General features: G+C 60.5%; 13 protein-coding genes and 1 pseudogene. 7 read left to right on the top strand and 7 right to left on the bottom strand.

The window, feature by feature from the left end; translation table 11 throughout:
* Positions 1-7 precede the first annotated feature (7 nt).
* From IEV82_RS13865 to IEV82_RS13855, 3 genes are all read left to right on the top strand, one after another.
* Positions 8-559: a cytochrome b gene (locus tag IEV82_RS13865; RefSeq protein ID WP_188482634.1), complete on the top strand. Its 552-nt coding sequence runs from the start codon at positions 8-10 to the stop codon at positions 557-559.
* 103 nt (positions 560-662) lie between these two features.
* Positions 663-2,252, top strand: coding sequence for a glucans biosynthesis glucosyltransferase MdoH (gene mdoH, locus IEV82_RS13860; protein WP_188482633.1), 1,590 nt, complete (start codon positions 663-665; stop codon positions 2,250-2,252).
* Complete coding sequence (locus IEV82_RS13855; protein ID WP_188482632.1) at positions 2,249-3,748, top strand: OpgD/OpgG family glucan biosynthesis protein; 1,500 nt, start codon at positions 2,249-2,251, stop codon at positions 3,746-3,748. Before mdoH ends, IEV82_RS13855 begins: the two co-directional genes overlap by 4 nt.
* A gap of 93 nt (positions 3,749-3,841) precedes the next feature.
* On the opposite strand, the gene IEV82_RS13850 is transcribed toward IEV82_RS13855, so the two are convergent.
* The 6 genes from IEV82_RS13850 to IEV82_RS13825 form a co-directional block, all read right to left on the bottom strand.
* Positions 3,842-5,359, bottom strand: coding sequence for a malonate--CoA ligase (locus IEV82_RS13850; RefSeq protein ID WP_188482631.1), 1,518 nt, complete (start codon positions 5,357-5,359; stop codon positions 3,842-3,844).
* Between the two features lie 68 nt (positions 5,360-5,427).
* A complete protein-coding gene (locus IEV82_RS13845) occupies positions 5,428-5,847 on the bottom strand; it encodes a GlcG/HbpS family heme-binding protein (RefSeq protein WP_188482630.1) in 420 nt (139 codons plus the stop codon).
* 58 nt (positions 5,848-5,905) lie between these two features.
* A complete protein-coding gene (locus tag IEV82_RS13840; protein ID WP_188482629.1) occupies positions 5,906-7,186 on the bottom strand; it encodes a TRAP transporter large permease in 1,281 nt (426 codons plus the stop codon).
* Positions 7,186-7,728, bottom strand: a complete 543-nt coding sequence (locus tag IEV82_RS13835; RefSeq protein WP_188482628.1) for a TRAP transporter small permease — start codon at positions 7,726-7,728, stop codon at positions 7,186-7,188. Before IEV82_RS13835 ends, IEV82_RS13840 begins: the two co-directional genes overlap by 1 nt.
* Before the next feature lie 103 nt (positions 7,729-7,831).
* The gene (locus IEV82_RS13830; protein WP_188482627.1) at positions 7,832-8,812 is read right to left on the bottom strand and encodes a TRAP transporter substrate-binding protein; all 981 of its coding nucleotides are present in this window, start codon (positions 8,810-8,812) and stop codon (positions 7,832-7,834) included.
* Positions 8,813-8,852: 40 nt separating this feature from the next.
* Positions 8,853-10,040 carry a pyridoxal-phosphate-dependent aminotransferase family protein gene (locus tag IEV82_RS13825; RefSeq protein WP_229747801.1) on the bottom strand — a complete coding sequence of 396 codons (1,188 nt, stop codon included), beginning with the start codon at positions 10,038-10,040 and terminating at the stop codon, positions 8,853-8,855.
* A 139-nt stretch (positions 10,041-10,179) separates the two neighbouring features.
* Here IEV82_RS13825 and IEV82_RS13820 point away from each other — a divergent pair, with 139 nt between their 5' ends.
* The 4 genes from IEV82_RS13820 to IEV82_RS13805 all read left to right on the top strand — a co-directional run bounded on the left by IEV82_RS13820 (position 10,180) and on the right by IEV82_RS13805 (position 15,786).
* Positions 10,180-13,053, top strand: coding sequence for an FAD-binding and (Fe-S)-binding domain-containing protein (locus IEV82_RS13820; RefSeq protein ID WP_188482625.1), 2,874 nt, complete (start codon positions 10,180-10,182; stop codon positions 13,051-13,053).
* 9 nt (positions 13,054-13,062) lie between these two features.
* On the top strand, positions 13,063-13,746 hold the full coding sequence (locus IEV82_RS13815) for a GntR family transcriptional regulator (RefSeq protein ID WP_188482624.1): 684 nt from the start codon (positions 13,063-13,065) through the stop codon (positions 13,744-13,746).
* A gap of 64 nt (positions 13,747-13,810) precedes the next feature.
* Complete coding sequence (locus IEV82_RS13810) at positions 13,811-14,587, top strand: enoyl-CoA hydratase/isomerase family protein (protein ID WP_188482623.1); 777 nt, start codon at positions 13,811-13,813, stop codon at positions 14,585-14,587.
* Entirely contained in the window at positions 14,584-15,786 is a 1,203-nt protein-coding gene (locus tag IEV82_RS13805) for a CaiB/BaiF CoA transferase family protein (RefSeq protein ID WP_188482622.1), read from the top strand. Before IEV82_RS13810 ends, IEV82_RS13805 begins: the two co-directional genes overlap by 4 nt.
* Positions 15,787-15,815: 29 nt before the next feature.
* Here IEV82_RS13805 and IEV82_RS13800 read toward each other — a convergent pair.
* Positions 15,816-16,325: pseudogene (locus tag IEV82_RS13800) on the bottom strand (IS6 family transposase); the annotation flags it as partial.

The raw sequence follows: 16,325 nt of genomic DNA, 5'->3' as shown, positions 1-16,325 counted from the left end.
GGATGGGATGACGCAGTCAAGATATACGGGACCGGCGCGTGGATTGCATTGGCTGATGGCTGTGCTGATCCTTCTCACCATCCCGGCTGGGTTGATCATGGTGCAGCCCGGCCTTGATCGCAGCTTTCAGAATTGGCTGTTCATCTACCACAAGAATGTTGGCGTTCTGTTGCTCCTTCTCATCGTTGTGCGGCTGCTTTGGCGTCTTAGAAATCCGCCGCCGCCCAAGCCCTCAAGCCTCACAGCAATTCAGGTACGTATCGCGGAGCTTACGCACAAGGCTATGTACGCCTTGCTATTCGTTGTTCCAATCGCTGGCTATGTGCGTGTCAAAGCCGGTGGCTTTCCGATCGAGAGCCTTGATGCCCTGAACATTCCGTCGCTAGTGCCGCGATCGGAAGCACTGGCGGAGGTTGCAAAAACGGTGCATTACGGATTCGGGCTCTTGTTGATGGCTTTGATAGCAATGCACATCGGCGCGGCCTTGTTTCATACTATGGTAAAGCAGGATGGCGTTTTTTCTCGCATGTGGCCACCGGTTGGCGGTGGCACTCGCTAATTGGTGCCACAGCTAGACCTGGTCTGCTGCGGCAAGACGCAACCCTGTCTTCCACATCTCCAATCACAAGCTTTTCACCCCAACAAAGGAACCTGACCTAAAAATGTCCGTGGCAGAGATCAATGTGCGCACCAACCTGACCCACTCCGACAAGCTCGAACGCCCCGGAGTTGGATGGCTTTTGGCCCAGTTGGTCCTGACGGTGCTTGGTGCGGCCTGCATTTCCACGATCTTCGCATGGAGCCTTGTGGAATGGACGGGCGCGTCCCTGATCGCTTTGGTGTTGATCGGCCTCGGTGGGATATGGATTTCCGGCGGAGCGGCCACCTCTGTCTTGGGTTTGATGCAACAGCGGACGGCACCCATTTCGCCACCAAGCGATTGGCGACCTGTGGAAAAGACGGCTGTTCTTGTCCTGCTGTGCGGAGAGAATGCGCACCCTTTGGCAAAGTATCTTTCGGGATTGCGTCGTGGCTTGAACGATCAGGGTTTCGGGCAGGCTGCTGAAATCTTCGTGCTGTCCGACACAAGCGACCCTGACCAAATAGCGGCAGAGGAAACAGCGCTGAGCCAACTTATCGAAGACGGCACGGTCACATACCGGCGGCGCGCGCAAAACATTGGTCGCAAGCCCGGCAACATCGCGGACTGGCTCGCGTCACACTCAGGCGGGTATGCCTACATGCTCGTTCTGGATGCTGACAGTCGGATGTCTGAAGCACGGATTATGAGCTTGATCTACCGGCTGGAAAGCAAGCCGCGTCTGGGTCTCTTGCAGGCAGGCATGACACTCCTGCCGGGGCGCAGCCATTTCGGCCGACACCAGAGGGCGGCATCGCGTCTCTTGTCACAGAATTTCGGGCGCGGTCTGGCCGCCTGGTCAGGAGAAGCCGGAAATTACTGGGGCCACAATGCGATCATGCGGATTGCCGCTTTTCGCAGCGCAGCGCAACTTCCAGTCCTGTCAGGACGCGCGCCCTTTGGAGGGCCACCGCTAAGCCATGACTTCATTGAGGCGGCTTGGATGCGGCGCGCAGGATGGGCGATCGAGCTTGATCCAGAGACCTGGGGCAGCGCAGAAGACGGCCCGCAGACCTTGGCAGAATTTCACAAACGTGACCGTCGCTGGTGCCAAGGCAACCTGCAGCATATTCGTCTGATTGCCGAGCCAGGCCTAGACGTTGTCAGCAGACTTCATCTGGCTTCTGGCATCGCAAGCTATCTTGCTGCGCCGGTCTGGCTTGCACTGGTGCTACTGGTTGCCACAGGTGCAGTGCGGGTCGAAGGTGCCCTGCCCTATCTCATGGTCACCGCAATCATCCTGCTGCCGAAGCTCTGCGCGCTTGGCTATTGGTTCGCACGCGCACGGACCTTTTCGCGGCGCAGGCTTTTTCTTCGTGCGAGTATTTTGGAACTGGTCCTCTCCACGTTGATCGCGCCCTTGATGATGCTGCGGCAAAGCGGTTCGGTCCTGTCCGTCCTCGCTGGTCGGGATTGCGGCTGGAAGTCGCCAAGCTTCTCACGCCTGCGAATGTGGCGCGGGGTACCCGAGGTTGCCTTCGGGGCTGCATTGTTGGGAGTGGCATTCCTGACCGAGCCGGCATCATCGGCCCTCTGGCTTTTGCCTGTCGCTCTGCCCATGTTGAACGCACCGATATTGCTTGGCTGGCTTGATCGGGGCGCAAAACCATGAAACGGCGGAGTTTTCTGGCATCCTCAGTCGCCGCTTTGGCCTTGGGGTCGGCGCGGGTTTCGGCGCAAACGACACCTCAAACCCTTCTCGCGGAAGCCCGCGCCCTTGCCACATCCGTCTATGTGCCGCCTGCAAGCGAGCTACCACCGCCTTTCGATGGGTTGAGCTATGATGCCTACAGGGGAATACGTCCGGTGCTTGGGAAGGCTGCGATGTTGCCCCTTGGCCCGGACTACGCCGTCGATTTGCTTCCACCGGGACTATATTTCCAGCACCCGGTAGAAATCGAGTTGCCGACTGAAACCGGTTTCGCGAGGCTGCCAGTGTCTCCAGACCTTTTCACATTCGAGCCACGCTATTTCGACTCCATTCCCGAGACATCGCCAGGAGCAGGTTTTTCCGGACTCCGACTGCGCTACCCCCTGAACAGGGCAGACACGCTGGACGAAGTGCTTGTCGTACAGGGCGCCAGCTATTTCCGCGCCATCGGACAAGCCATGGCCTACGGCCTGTCGGCACGCGCCGTGGCCTTAGGCACAGGTGGTCCGGTGCCCGAGGAATTTCCCCGCTTCACCCGGTTACGCTTGCACGGCGAACAAGACGGCGCCGTTCGAATGGAGGCGGTGATCGACAGCCCGTCTCTCGCAGGGCATCTGGACATGACGCTGCGTCCCGGCACGGACACGGTGATGGACATTGCGGTCACGCTTATGCCGCGCCGCGAGATTGCCGATATCGGTGTTGCCCCGCTGACCTCGATGTATCTCAAGGGTCCGATGCGCTCTGCCGTTTCGGACGATTTCCGCCCACGCGTGCATGACAGTGATGTTCTTGTGATCAAGACAGGTGGCGGCGAGGAGGTCTGGAGACCGATCGCCAATCCGGCACGAGTTGAAACCTCGGCGTTCCTTGACAACGGACCAGAGGCTTTCGGGCTTTGGCAAACCGCGCGCACCTTCGAGGATTTCCAGGACAGCGAGGCGCGGTATCATGATCGCCCTTCCGCCTTGGTCGAACCTCTGGACGACTGGGGGTCCGGTGCCGTCATGTTGGTCGAGATCCCCACCGGGGATGAATTCATGGACAACATCGTCGCCTTCTGGCGACCTTTGGATCCATTGGCCGCAGGAAGCGAACACAGGTTCGCATACCGACTGAGCTGGACACGGGCGGCACCGCCAATCCTCTCACCGTTGCCAATCCGTCAAAGCAGAAGTGGCCGCGAACATGACCGCCCGGGCACACGGCGCTTCGTCGTGGATTTCGCGGGCGCCGCAACAGGGCTTTCGCCGGATCTCTCGGCGACGACGGGCGAAATTTCCGGGAAAAGCCTGTATCTTTTGCCGGATGGTCGCGGGACACGGATGACATTCCTTCTCGCGCCCGGTGACATCGACACCGTCGACTTGCGTCTTGTTCTACGGGACAACAGCGGAGCAGCGGCGAGCCCAGTTTGGCTTTATCGCTGGACACGTGCAAGGGATGGAGACGTGTGAGCGCTCCTCTCATGTTGGAGATGACCCCTTCACTACGGAAGGGCATCCAACGCAGAACGGTGACAGTCCAACTCTTTCGGCACTGCCTTGAGATCATTCCGTCTGAAACGTGGCCGCGAACCTGTCGCGAAGCTCGTTTTTCTGGACCTTTCCCATCGTATTGCGCGGCAAGGCTTCTACCACTTCAATGTGTCGAGGACGCTTGAAGCCCGCCAGATCGCGCTTTGCCACCGCATCCACGTCTGCAAGGTCGAGCGTTGCGCCTGTTTCGGGAACGAGGACAGCGATGACGCTCTCGCCTAAATCCGGGTGTGGCGCGCCGATCACTGCGCTTTCTTTCACGCCTGGCAGTGCATCGAGGAAAAGCTCGATTTCCTTGGGATAAATGTTGAACCCGCCCGAGATAATGAGATCCTTGCCCCGCCCAACGATATGCACATATCCGTCATCATCGATCAGCGAGAGATCCCCGGTGATAAAGAACCCGTCCTCGCGCAGCTCCTCACGGGTCTTTTCGGGCATGTTCCAGTATCCCCTGAAGACGTTGGGCCCGCGTACCCAGAGCACCCCGATCTCTGCGCGCGGAAGTTCGGCGCCGGTCTCGGGATCGCAAACCTTCACTTCTACTCCTGGCAGCGGAAAGCCTACCGTTCCGGCGCGCCGCTCGCCGTCAAACGGGTTCGACGTGTTCATCGAGGTTTCGGTCATGCCGTAACGTTCGAGGATGCGGTGCCCGGTACGCGCCTCGAACTGCCGATGCGTTTCGGCAAGAAGCGGGGCGGAACCGGAGATGAAAAGCCGCATATGCGCGGCAAGATCGCGATTGAAGCGCTGATCGTCCAAAAGCCGGGTATAGAAGGTCGGAACGCCCATCATGGTCGTCGCCTGCGGCAAGCGGTTCAGCACGGTTTCCAGATCGAATTTTGGCAGGAAAATCATTGCCCCGCCACAAAGCAGCATCACGTTCGTCGCCACGAAGAGCCCGTGGCTGTGAAAGATCGGCAACGCGTGAAGCAGCACGTCCCTTTCCGTGAATTGCCAGGCGTTGACCAGCGCCTCGGCGTTCGACAGCAGATTTTTATGCGTGAGCATCGCACCTTTGGAGCGCCCGGTGGTTCCCGACGTGTAGAGCAGCGCCGCCAGATCGTCTTCCGAACGCGGCACCGCGGCAAATGTGGCGCTCTGAGCATTTGCAAGATCGGTCAGGGACCCCTCCCCGCCCAGCCCAAGCGTCTTTTGAATGGCCCCTGCCCCGTCAGCGATGTCGCTCAGCGCCCCTTCCTCAGACGGATCGCAGACAAAGAGCGCTGCACCGCTGTCGGTGACGAAATAGTCCAGCTCACGCGACGTATAGGCCGTATTGAGCGGCAAAAAGACAGCGCCTGCCATGACGCAGGCGGCATACAGAACAAGCGCCTCCGGTGACTTCTGCACATGGACCGCTACGCGATCCCCCGGTCCGATGCCCAACGAGGACAGCGCATTTGCCATCCTGCCGGCCTGCTGCTGAAAGTCGTCGTGAGACAACCTCCGGCCGTCCGCAAGATACAGGAACGGGGTCGTTGTACCTTCATGCGGCGCGAACAGGGCGTCATAAAGCGGGTTCGTCATTGAAGTTGGAATCCGAGGCAGCGAAACGTCAATTCAAGTGGTGATAGGAGGCTGGCGCAGGTGGTGCATCACCCGGTTTCCGCCGTCAGGCCCTGCGCCTCTATGGCCGCGACGGCGCAGGTTTCGTCGTTGTCCGAACTGTCCCCGGTAATGCCGATCGCACCGATCAGGGCTCCGTCCCGCTTGATCAACACACCGCCGGGTACTGGCACGAGTGCGCCACAGTTAAGCGCGTTCATCGCGTCGATGAAATAAGGCTGCTCTTGCGCACGGATGAACAATGCCCGCGACCCCAGTCCCATGGCAACAGCGCCCTTTGCCTTGCCCTGCGCAATCGCGGCGCGCAGGTTGCTTGTGCCATCTTCGCGTTGCAGCGCGACGAGGTGCCCGCCGGCATCAATTACCGCGATTGTCAGCGGCTTGAGACCATGAGCACGGCGATAATCGAGCGCGGTCGCGATCAGGTCATTGGCAAGGTTGAGGTTCATGCGGTGTCTTTCGTTTTTTGAGACGGCCCCGTCAGCACTGCGACGGGGCCGCTTTGTCTCAACCGTAGAAGTAATCCACGAGGAAGAGTGGGATCGCCGGAATGTACGTGCACATCAGCAGCACCGTCAAAAGAACTGCGATGAAGTAGATGTTGACCTTTGTCACGTCCCAGATATTGGCCCGCGCCACTGCGCAGGCAGTGATCAGAACGCTGGCCACGGGCGGCGTCTGCTGCCCAATGGCAAGATTCAGTGTCACCACCAGCCCGAAATGAATCGGGTTGATCCCCACCGCGTCGATCAGAGGGATCACGATCGGAACCACGAGGATGATCGCGGCGGCCGAGTGCAGGAAGAACCCGATCACGAGAAAGAAGAAGTTGAGGATCAGAAGGACCAACCACTTGTTGTCCGTGATGCTCAGGATCGCCTGCGCCAATTCCTGCGGATATTGTGCCCGGGTCAGGAAGCCGCCCATGACCACCGATGCCGCGACGAGGATCATCACCACGGCCGTCTGCATCCCGCCATCCAGCATGGAGCGCTGGAGATGTTTGAGATCGACCTGCCGATACCACAGGCTGATCACGATGGCCGCGAGCACGGCAAGACCCGCCGCCTCTGTCGCAGTGACATAGCCGCCGAAGATGCCACCCAGGATGATGATCGGCAGCGCGAAGGTGGGCAGCGCCTCGACGAACGCGGTCCAAAGCACCCGGCCCGAGAACGCCTCTTCGCGGGGAAGATCGTATTTGACGGCAAAGAAATAGGCCACGCCCATCAGGCCCGCCGCGCCCATAAGCCCCGGGATAATGCCCGCGACGAAGAGCTGTTCCACCGACACGTTAGCAGATGTGGCGTAAAGGATCATCGGGATCGATGGGGGAATGATGATGGCGAGCGAAGCCGAGGAGGACGTGACCGCCGCTGCAAAGGGTGCAGAATAGCCGCGCTTCTTCATCTGCGGGATCAATACAGACCCCATCGCTGCCACGTCTGCAACGGCGGAGCCCGAGATTTCCGCGAAGAACAACGACACACCGATATTGACATGCGCAAGGCCACCCCGGACGAAACCGATGAGGGCGGCGACAAAATTGATGAGACGGTCGGTGATACCACCCGCATTCATGATAGCGCCTGCCAGCACGAACATCGGGATTGCGATGAGCGAGAATTTGGTCGAGCCGCCATACATGTCGAGCGCGACGTTCACGAGCGAGTTCGCCCCCTCGAGCACCAGCAGGCCCAACACCGCCGATACCGCCAGCGCGACACCGATCGGAACATTCAGACAGATCATCGCGACCATGGCGACGAAGATACCCAGCATCAGCATCAGATGTGTCCTGCCTTTTTCATTTCGGTTTCGACCTCTTCCTCGATTTCGGCATGTTCAAGCGACACGCCATTGGCCGTCTTGCGCCAGTAATCCGGCAGGCTGAGCGCTTGGCAGATCAGGAACAGGATCGCGCCAAGAGGAATGACGGACTGGGTAAAGCTGATCGGCACCCATGTGAGTGATGTCAGCGACATGCCGCCCAGGATCGACATGACGACGAAGCCGGCCCAGGCCAGCAGGATGAAGAAGCCCGCGGTGATCGCCTCGGCCAGCCCGACCGCCCACATGCGGGCGGGCATCGGGATCGACAGGAGCACGCTGTCAAACCCGATATGGCGACGGCGCAGCGCTGCCAGCGCGGAGCCGTAATAGGTGATCCAGGCCAGCAGGATCGCCGCGACTTCGTCATACCAGGCCAGGCTCGCACCCATCAGGCGATATATCACCGCCACCACGACGACGGTGGTCAGAATGAGCATCAGGAAAATAACGAAATATTCGAGGACGAATTCGAAGAAGTTGCGCAGTGAAGTGAGCATGAGGGTTCCCCGCCGGGCAGTATCCCGGAGATGTCTGATGACGCTGTTGGTCTGGTGGTCGAAAATGGTGCAGGGGGTCTTGATTGACCCCCTGCACTTTTGCTCAGGAACCCGATGCGAGCTTCCGGATACGCTCAATCAGCTCCGCACCGCCGTCGATGGTATTTGCGAATTCCTCGTAGATGGGTACAGAAGCCGCAACGAAGGCCGCTTGGTCAGCCTCGTTCACCGCAACCCCGGCATCGCGGATCACCTGCAAGAGGTCTTCATCAAGCTTTGCGGCAAGGTCGTACACGAAATCCTGGGTCTCGGATCCGCAAGCCTCGAGATCGGCACGCACATCTTCGGGAAGCGCCTGCCAACGGTTTTCGGACACCAGAACATAGCCTGGGGTATAAACATGGTTGGTAATCGAGAGATATTCCTGCACTTCCTGGAACTTGGCCGAGGCGATCTGAGCGTAGGGGTTTTCCTGCCCGTCGATCACATTCGTTTGAAGAGCGGTGAAGACCTCGGAAAAGGCCATGGGGCTTGGGTTGGCGCCGTAGAGCTGGAACATCTTGACCCGCCATTCACCGTTCGGTGTGCGCAGCTTGATGCCCTTTAGGTCTTCGGGCACATTGATCGGACGGACGTTGTTGGTGATGTGGCGGAAGCCGTTCTCGAAATAGCCGATGATCCGGTAGCCTTCAGCAAGTGCAGCCTCCTGGAACGTGTCACCGACTTCGGCCTGGATGCGGCGCATGTGGTCCCGATCCTGAACGATATAGGGCATTTCGAACACGCCGAATTCAGGCGCAACCGAAGACATCACCGAGGACGGCAACGAGAAATCGACCTGCCCGAGCTTGAGCTTCTGCAGGAGTTCGCGGTCATTGCCCAGCTGACTCGAGCCAAAGGTCTGTACCTCGGCCCGGTCACCCAGCTTGCCATTGGCGCATTCGGCAAAGGCGTTGGCGGAAGCCTCGAACAGCGATCCAGGATTGCCGACATGGCCGAAGCGCAGTGTCAGGTCCGCGGCACTGGCGGCCAACGGCATCACGATGCTGGCCACGCTGGCCAGGATTACAGCTTTGATCTTCATAGGTTTCTCCTCCCTTTATGCCCCCCTCCCGAGGCATTGTTCATTCAGCGGCGAGCCGCTCTTCGGTCGTCTCCTTGAGATGCTCCATCGCGGCCTGAGCGCCGCCGGAGTGATACGGGACACCGGCTTGCGCCAGACCCATTTCGACACCGGACAGCGTGGCCATCAGCATCAGATCGTTGAAATCGCCCAGGTGCCCGATGCGGAACACCTTGTCAGCCACCTTGGACAGGCCATTGCCAAGCGAAATGTCGTAATGCTTGAGCGTGGTTGCGCGGAACGCGTCGGCGGAATGGCCGTACGGCATCAAGACTGCAGTGAGTACACCGGACTCCTGTCCTTGACGCATGCAGAGCGTTTCGAGCCCCCAGGCGCGCACCGCCGCTCGGGTCGCTGCGCCATGACGGGCATGGCGGGCAAACACGTTGTCCAGCCCTTCCTCGTGCAGCATGTCTATGGCCTCGTTCAGGCCGTAAAGCAGGTTGGTGCCGGGGGTGTAGGGGAAATAGCCTGTCTGGTTTGGGACGACCATGTCCTGCCAGTCCCAGTAGCTGCGCGGCATGGTGACCGATTTCGAATGCTCCAGCGCACGCGCGCTCACCGCGTTGAAACTCAGCCCCGGCGGCAGCATCAGGCCCTTCTGCGAGCCCGAGACACAGACATCCACACCCCATTCGTCAAAGCGAAAATCGATGGAGGCGAGACCCGAGATCGAATCAACCATCAACAATGCAGGGTGACCCGCCGCGTCGATGGCCTTTCTCACTTCGGCAATGGGCGACACCGATCCGGTTGAGGTTTCGTTATGCACCACGCAGACTGCCTTGATCTCGTGAGCCTTGTCTTCGCGCAGCCGCGCCTCGATCCTGTCGGGTTCGGCACCACCCCGCCAGTCGCCTTCGAGGAATTCTGGCTCCAATCCGATCCTGCGCGCCATCTTGTTCCACAGAGATGCGAAATGGCCGGTCTCGAACATCAGCAGCTTGTCGCCGGGCGAACAACTGTTGACCAGCGCGGCCTCCCAAGCGCCAGTGCCCGACGACGGGAAGATAAAGACATGCTGCTCTGTCTTGAAGATCGTCTTCATCCCTTCGAGCGCCTTCAGCCCCACTTGGGCAAAATCAGGGCCGCGATGGTCGATGGTCTGCTGACCGATGGCCTTGAGAATACGGTCCGGCACCGCGCTCGGGCCGGGGATTTGCAAGAAGTGTCTGCCAGCTTGGCGCATCGAATCGGTTCCTCCCTTGGGCACCGTGGGTCGGCGCATTTGTTTGTTGTCAAAACGGTAATTATGAATGCATAATGCAGTCAATAAAAAACTTGGGGCCGCACCGTGCGGTCCGGTCCGCGAGGAGGTCTTTCAACTGATGCGTGAGAATACACGTCTTGGCAGCCGTTTACGCGCCGCTGTCTCGGGCGAGGTGATGGGTGATGCCGCCACGCGCGGCCGTTATGCAACCGATGCCTCGATCTACCAGATGATCCCCGAAGTCGTTGTCATCCCGCGCAGCGAAGAAGACGTGCTGGCCGCAATGCAGGTCGCCCGCGAAGAAGAAGTGCCGATCCTGCCGCGAGGTGGTGGCACGTCGCAATGCGGCCAGACGGTGAACCGGGCTGTGGTGCTCGACAACACGCGGCACCTGAACAGCATTCTCGACATCGACACCGAAAACCTGACCGCCAGGGTGCAACCCGGTCTCGTGCTGGACGAGCTCAATCGCGCACTCAAACCGCATGGTCTCTGGTTCCCGGTCGATCCCTCAACCGCATCGCGCTGCACACTGGGAGGGATGGCTGCAAACAATTCCTCCGGTGGGAAATCCCTGCGCTTCGGCATCATGCGTGACAATGTCCGCGCGATCTCGGCGATCCTGCCGGACGGTACCAGGGCGCGGTTCAACGGCGCCGCACCCGAACCGGGGGCTTATGCCGATCTGGTTGCAGACATGCGCGCGTTGGGGCACCGCGAGGCCGACGAGATCGACGCGCGCTTTCCCAAGGTGCAGCGCCGCGTGGGGGGCTACAATATCGACGCGCTGGTGGGCAACGATGTCAATATGGCCCATCTGCTGGTCGGCTCCGAAGGCACGCTGGCCTATTTCACCGAGATCGAGCTGAGCCTTGCCCATCTGCCGGGCGAGAAGGTCACGGGCGTGTGCCATTTTCCGACCTTCTACGCCGCGATGGATGCGGCCCAGCATCTCGTCAAACTGAACCCGCAAGGGGTCGAGTTGATCGACGACACGATGATCGGGCTGGGCCGCGACATTCCCCTGTTTCGCAAGACCATCGAGGCCTTTGTCGAGGGTGATCCGGCGGCGCTCCTGCTGGTGGAGTTCGCCGAAGGCAGCGCGGACGGCAACGCGGCCAAGCTGATCGAGCTGTCGCAGTTGATGGGGGATCTGGGTTTCACCTTTACAGGTACCGGACAAGCCTGGGGCGGCGTTGTGAACGTCATCGACAATGCCCTGCAGGGTGCGATCGCCGAATACCGCAAGTCAGGACTCAATGTGATGATGTCGATGAAGGAGGCGGGCAAGCCCATTTCCTTTGTCGAGGATTGCGCCGTCGCGCTGCCGGATCTGGCAGAGTATACCCAAGGGCTGACAGATATCTTTGCCCGCCACGGCACCAAGGGCACATGGTATGCCCATGCCTCGGTCGGGTGCCTGCATGTGCGCCCAGTGCTGAACATGCGGCAGGACAAGGACGTCCAAACCATGCGCGCGATCGCAGAAGAGGCGTTCGACCTGGTCAAGCACTACAAAGGCTCGCATTCCGGCGAACATGGCGACGGGATTGTCCGCTCCGAGTTTCACGAAAAGATGTTCGGCAAGCGCATCGTTTCGGCCTTCGAGGAGGTCAAGGCACGCTTCGATCCACATGGCGTGATGAACCCTGGCAAGATCGTGCATGCCCCCGCGATGGATGACCGTCGGGTGTTCCGCTATGGCCCCAATTACGAGGTGCCGGAATTCGAGACCGCCCTGGATTGGTCCGCATGGCCTGGCGCTGCGGGTGGTTTTCAGGGCGCGGTCGAGATGTGCAACAACAACGGCGCCTGCCGCAAACTCAAGGGGGGCGTCATGTGCCCCTCCTTCCGCGCCACGCGCAACGAACGCGACGCGACGCGCGGACGAGCCAACACGCTGCGTTTCGCCATCAGCGGCCAGATGCCCGGCGGCCTGACCTCGGACGCGATGGCCGACACAATGAAATACTGCGTGTCGTGCAAGGGGTGTCGCCGCGAATGCCCCACCGGCGTCGACATGGCCCGCATGAAGATCGAAGTGTTGGCGGCGCGGCGGAGGGAAAACGGCCTGACACTGGCCGACAAGCTGGTCGGCTATCTGCCGCGCTATGCGCCGTACGCCGCGAGGGTCGCGAGGCTGATGAATCTGCGCAACCGCATCGGGCCGGTGCGCAAGCTGACCGAAAGCATCACCGGCATCTCGCATCGTCGCGACGTGCCCGTGTGGTCCTCGACCCCGTTCCGTGACGACGAAGCACAGGATGCCGACGCGCAGGTGCTGCTTTTCGCCGATGTCTTCAACCGGTATTTCGAGCCTGAGAACCTGCGCGCCGCACTCCGCGTGCTGCGCGCAGCCGGGCTGCGCGTCGCAGTGGCGAAGGATAACAGCGGCCGGGCGCTTGATTGTGGGCGCACACTGCTCGCCGTCGGCTGCGTCGACGAGGCGCGGGCAGAGGCGCGTCGCGTGATCGGCGCAACACGGGACGCGGTCGCGCGCGGCATTCCGGTCGTGGGTCTGGAGCCCTCATCGATCCTGACCTTCCGTGACGAATTCCTCGCACTATGCCCGGGACCAGAGGCCGACGCGCTGGCAGCAGCGACCCACACTTTTGAGGAGTTCCTCGCAAAACGCGCCGATCTGCCGATGAAATCCCTCGACCAGCTGATCTATGTGCATGGTCATTGCCACCAGAAGGCGCAGGATGCGGTGACGCCGATGCTCGATCTGTTAAAGCGCATTCCGGGGGCGGATGTCACCTTGATCGAAAGCTCCTGCTGCGGCATGGCGGGGGCTTTCGGCTATGCGCCCGAGACCATAGACGTGTCACTCAAGATGGCCAATCTTGACCTTTTCCCAGCGCTTGAGGCGGCCCCCACGGGTGCCATCATCGTCGCCGATGGCACCTCCTGCCGCCACCAGATCGCCGATGGCACGCCGCGGCGCGCGATCCATGTCGCGCGCTTGCTCGACATGGCCCTTTCCGAGTAGGAGGACACTATGCCTCTGACCGAGACCATTCACCGCCCTACCCTGCACGAAGAACTCGTAGAGCGACTGCGCAACCTTGTTATCGAGGACGCGCTGAAGCCCGGCGAGAAAGTGCCCGAGAAATACCTGTGCGAAGCCTTCGGCGTGTCCCGAACGCCGCTCCGCGAGGCGCTCAAGGTGCTGGCCTCCGAAGGGCTGGTCGTGTTGCAGGCAAATCGCGGCGCGCGCGTCGCGACAGTGACGCGCGAGGAACTGGAAAAAACCTTCCCGATCATCGCTGTGCTGGAAGAACTGGCTGGCGAACTGGCCTGTAAGAACCTGTCCGATGCAGAGATCGAAAAGATTGAGAAGCGCCATGCAACCATGATCAAGGCCTATCGGGTCAAGGATCGCAAAGCCTATTTTCAGGCAAATCAGGACATCCACAATGCTCTGATCGAAGGCGCACGCAACGACATCCTTGAAACGCATCATCGCCTTCTTGCGTCCCGCGTACGTCGGGCGCGCTTTATGGCCAACCTGTCGGATGACCGCTGGGCACAGGCCATCCGGGAACACGAGCAGATGATGGAAAAGCTGCGCGTCCGCGATTCCGAGGGTCTGGGCAAATTGATGAAGATACACATGATGAACAAATACGCGGCCCATATCAGGGCGCTCAACGTGGTTTCGGAGGACGCGGCCGAGGATTGAGCGCCAGCGCGGCACCGCGTCCGCGACAGTCACATTATCCAGCATTCGGGAGGAATATCGGGATATGACCAGCGACATCTCGTCGGAGCGGCGGGGCACGACCCTATGGGTGACGTTCAACCGCCCAGAAGCGCGCAACGCCATGACCTTTGCCATGTACACCGAACTGGCCCGGCTTTGCGACGAGATGCCCACCGACGGCTCGATCCGCGCGATGGTCGTTTCCGGTGCCGGCGGCAAGGCGTTTGCGGCGGGCACCGACATGACGCAATTCCGCGCCTTCGAGACCGCGCAGGACGCTCTGGATTACGAAGCCGAGATTGACCGCGTGCTGACCGCCGTCGACCGCTGCCCTGTCCCGACAGTGGCCGCGATCAACGGCGCCTGCACCGGCGGCGGCGCATCTATCGCGGCGGCCTGCGATATCCGCATCGCAAGCGACGCGTTGAAATTCGGTTTTCCGATTGCCCGCACGCTCGGAAATTGCCTGAACGCCCGCAATCTGGCGCGGCTCAGCGAATTGATGGGCGCAGGACGCGTACGTGAAATGATCTTCACGGCGCGATTGATGGGTGCCGATGAGGCCAAGGCAGCAGGTCTGATATCAGAGATCCTGCCGGACGAGGATGCGCTGATGGCGCGCGCCGGGGAACTGGCCGATCAACTTGCGGGCATGGCACCGCTCACGTTACGCGCGACCAAGGAAGCCATGCGCCGCAACCGTGCGATGCTGGCCGTCGAAGACAGCGATCTGATCGCGATGTGCTACATGAGCCGTGATTTCAAACACGGGCTCGAATCCTTCCTCAACAAGACCAAGCCCGAGTGGAGCGGAACATGAGCAACGGTGGCCCCCTGACCGGAATGAAAGTCATCGAACTGGCTCATATCATGGCCGGTCCTGCCTGCGGAATGATGCTGGCGGATATGGGCGCTGATGTCATCAAGGTCGAGAAACCCGATGGCGACGACAGCCGCCGCTTTCTGCCTCCCGACATCGAGGGCGAAAGCGCTGCCTTCATGATGATGAATCGCAACAAGCGCGGCATTGCTCTGAACCTCAAGGATCCAGACGCCGTCGAGATACTGCGAACTCTATTGGACAGCGCCGATGTCGTGGTCGAAAATTACCGCCACGACACGATGGACCGGCTTGGTCTTGGATACGAGACGCTGCGCAAGAGCAATCCAAAGCTGGTCTATTGCGCAATCAGCGGCTTTGGCCGCACCGGACCCTATGCCGAACGTGGCGGGTTCGATCTGATTGCGCAGGGCATGTCGGGTCTCATGTCGATCACAGGCGAAGGGCCTGGTCGTCCTCCGGTCAAACCCGGCGCGCCGATCGCCGATATCACCGCAGGGTTTTTGGCGGCCCTGGGCTGCGTGGCAGCCTATTCCAACGCGCAGGCCACGGGCGAGGGCCAGATGGTCGATACCTCGCTTTTCGAGGCGGGCATTTCCCTGACATATTGGCAATCAGCCATCGCCTTCGCAACCGGCAAAGCACCCGGCGCGCTCGGCTCAGCACATCCACTGAACGCACCGTATCAAACCTTCCGCGCGCGCGACGGCTGGATCAATATCGGCGCAGCCAATCAACGGAACTGGATGCGCCTGCTGGAGGTCATCGGGGCCATTGAGCTTCAGGACGATCCACGTTTCGGCAGCAATGCAGACCGGATTGTGAATCTTGCCGAACTGGTGCCGATCCTCGAGGAACACCTGCAAAAGCGCGACACGCAGGACTGGCTGCGCCTGATGGATGAGGCAGGTCTGCCAGCCGGGCCCGTGATGGACGTATGCGAGATGCACCGTGACAAACAGGCGCTGGCAAGGGAAATGATCGTTGAGACCGACCATCCCATCGCTGGTCCGGTCAAGGCCATCGGGTTACCGTTGAAATTCAGTAGAACACCCGGAGGCGTCACCCGCCCCGCTCCGACGCTCGGCCAGCATGGACGAGAAATCCTGTCTGAATACGGGTTTTCGGAGGATCGCATCGACGAAATGGAGCGATCTGGTGCGGTGGTCATTCGCTAGGTGGCTCCTAGGCAATGGCAGGTCCGGGTGTTAAAGCCCTTGTGCGCGCAATGATCCGGGGACGGTGCGAGATCCCGGATCAGTTTGAAATAGCTCCGCAACTTGTCCGTGATCACGACACGGGGTTCACCAGACCGGTTGGTCAGCCTTGCGAGGAAACGTGTCGCAGCTTTGGCGTTGCGTTGTGGCTGAACGAGACCATCAAGCACGTCACCGTTCGCGTCTACCGCCCGCCAGAGCCAGTGTTTTCTGCCGTTGATCGGGATGACGACCTCATCCAGATGCCATTTGTCGACCGCGGCCGGTCTGTCGCACCTGATACAATCGGAAAAATGGCGGCCAAAACCGTTCACCCATTTCCGGATTGGTTCCCGTCTGACCATCCACCCCGCTCAGCGAGAACGCCCTCGACAGGCGCCGTGCTGAGCGCGAAGCGATGATAGACCCAGACGGGCCTATGCAACGATTTCTCAAGGGAACCCGTAGCCTGTCAGGCGCGGCGTGTATGGAAGCGTCGTAAATCTCGTTGTCGACGACAC

Source organism: Marivita lacus (assembly GCF_014637725.1).
Lineage (GTDB): Bacteria > Pseudomonadota > Alphaproteobacteria > Rhodobacterales > Rhodobacteraceae > Marivita > Marivita lacus.
This window is presented reverse-complemented; position numbering and strand designations above follow the sequence as displayed.

Bases quoted from the DNA above. Each gene is read 5' to 3' on its own strand.
- IEV82_RS13865 (WP_188482634.1), top strand. From the start codon at position 8: ATGACGCAGTCAAGATATACGGGACCGGCGCGTGGATTGCATTGGCTG.
- mdoH (WP_188482633.1), top strand. From the start codon at position 663: ATGTCCGTGGCAGAGATCAATGTGCGCACCAACCTGACCCACTCCGAC.
- IEV82_RS13855 (WP_188482632.1), top strand. From the start codon at position 2,249: ATGAAACGGCGGAGTTTTCTGGCATCCTCAGTCGCCGCTTTGGCCTTG.
- IEV82_RS13850 (WP_188482631.1), bottom strand. From the start codon at position 5,359: ATGACGAACCCGCTTTATGACGCCCTGTTCGCGCCGCATGAAGGTACA.
- IEV82_RS13845 (WP_188482630.1), bottom strand. From the start codon at position 5,847: ATGAACCTCAACCTTGCCAATGACCTGATCGCGACCGCGCTCGATTAT.
- IEV82_RS13840 (WP_188482629.1), bottom strand. From the start codon at position 7,186: ATGCTGATGCTGGGTATCTTCGTCGCCATGGTCGCGATGATCTGTCTG.
- IEV82_RS13835 (WP_188482628.1), bottom strand. From the start codon at position 7,728: ATGCTCACTTCACTGCGCAACTTCTTCGAATTCGTCCTCGAATATTTC.
- IEV82_RS13830 (WP_188482627.1), bottom strand. From the start codon at position 8,812: ATGAAGATCAAAGCTGTAATCCTGGCCAGCGTGGCCAGCATCGTGATG.
- IEV82_RS13825 (WP_229747801.1), bottom strand. From the start codon at position 10,040: ATGCGCCAAGCTGGCAGACACTTCTTGCAAATCCCCGGCCCGAGCGCG.
- IEV82_RS13820 (WP_188482625.1), top strand. From the start codon at position 10,180: ATGCGTGAGAATACACGTCTTGGCAGCCGTTTACGCGCCGCTGTCTCG.
- IEV82_RS13815 (WP_188482624.1), top strand. From the start codon at position 13,063: ATGCCTCTGACCGAGACCATTCACCGCCCTACCCTGCACGAAGAACTC.
- IEV82_RS13810 (WP_188482623.1), top strand. From the start codon at position 13,811: ATGACCAGCGACATCTCGTCGGAGCGGCGGGGCACGACCCTATGGGTG.
- IEV82_RS13805 (WP_188482622.1), top strand. From the start codon at position 14,584: ATGAGCAACGGTGGCCCCCTGACCGGAATGAAAGTCATCGAACTGGCT.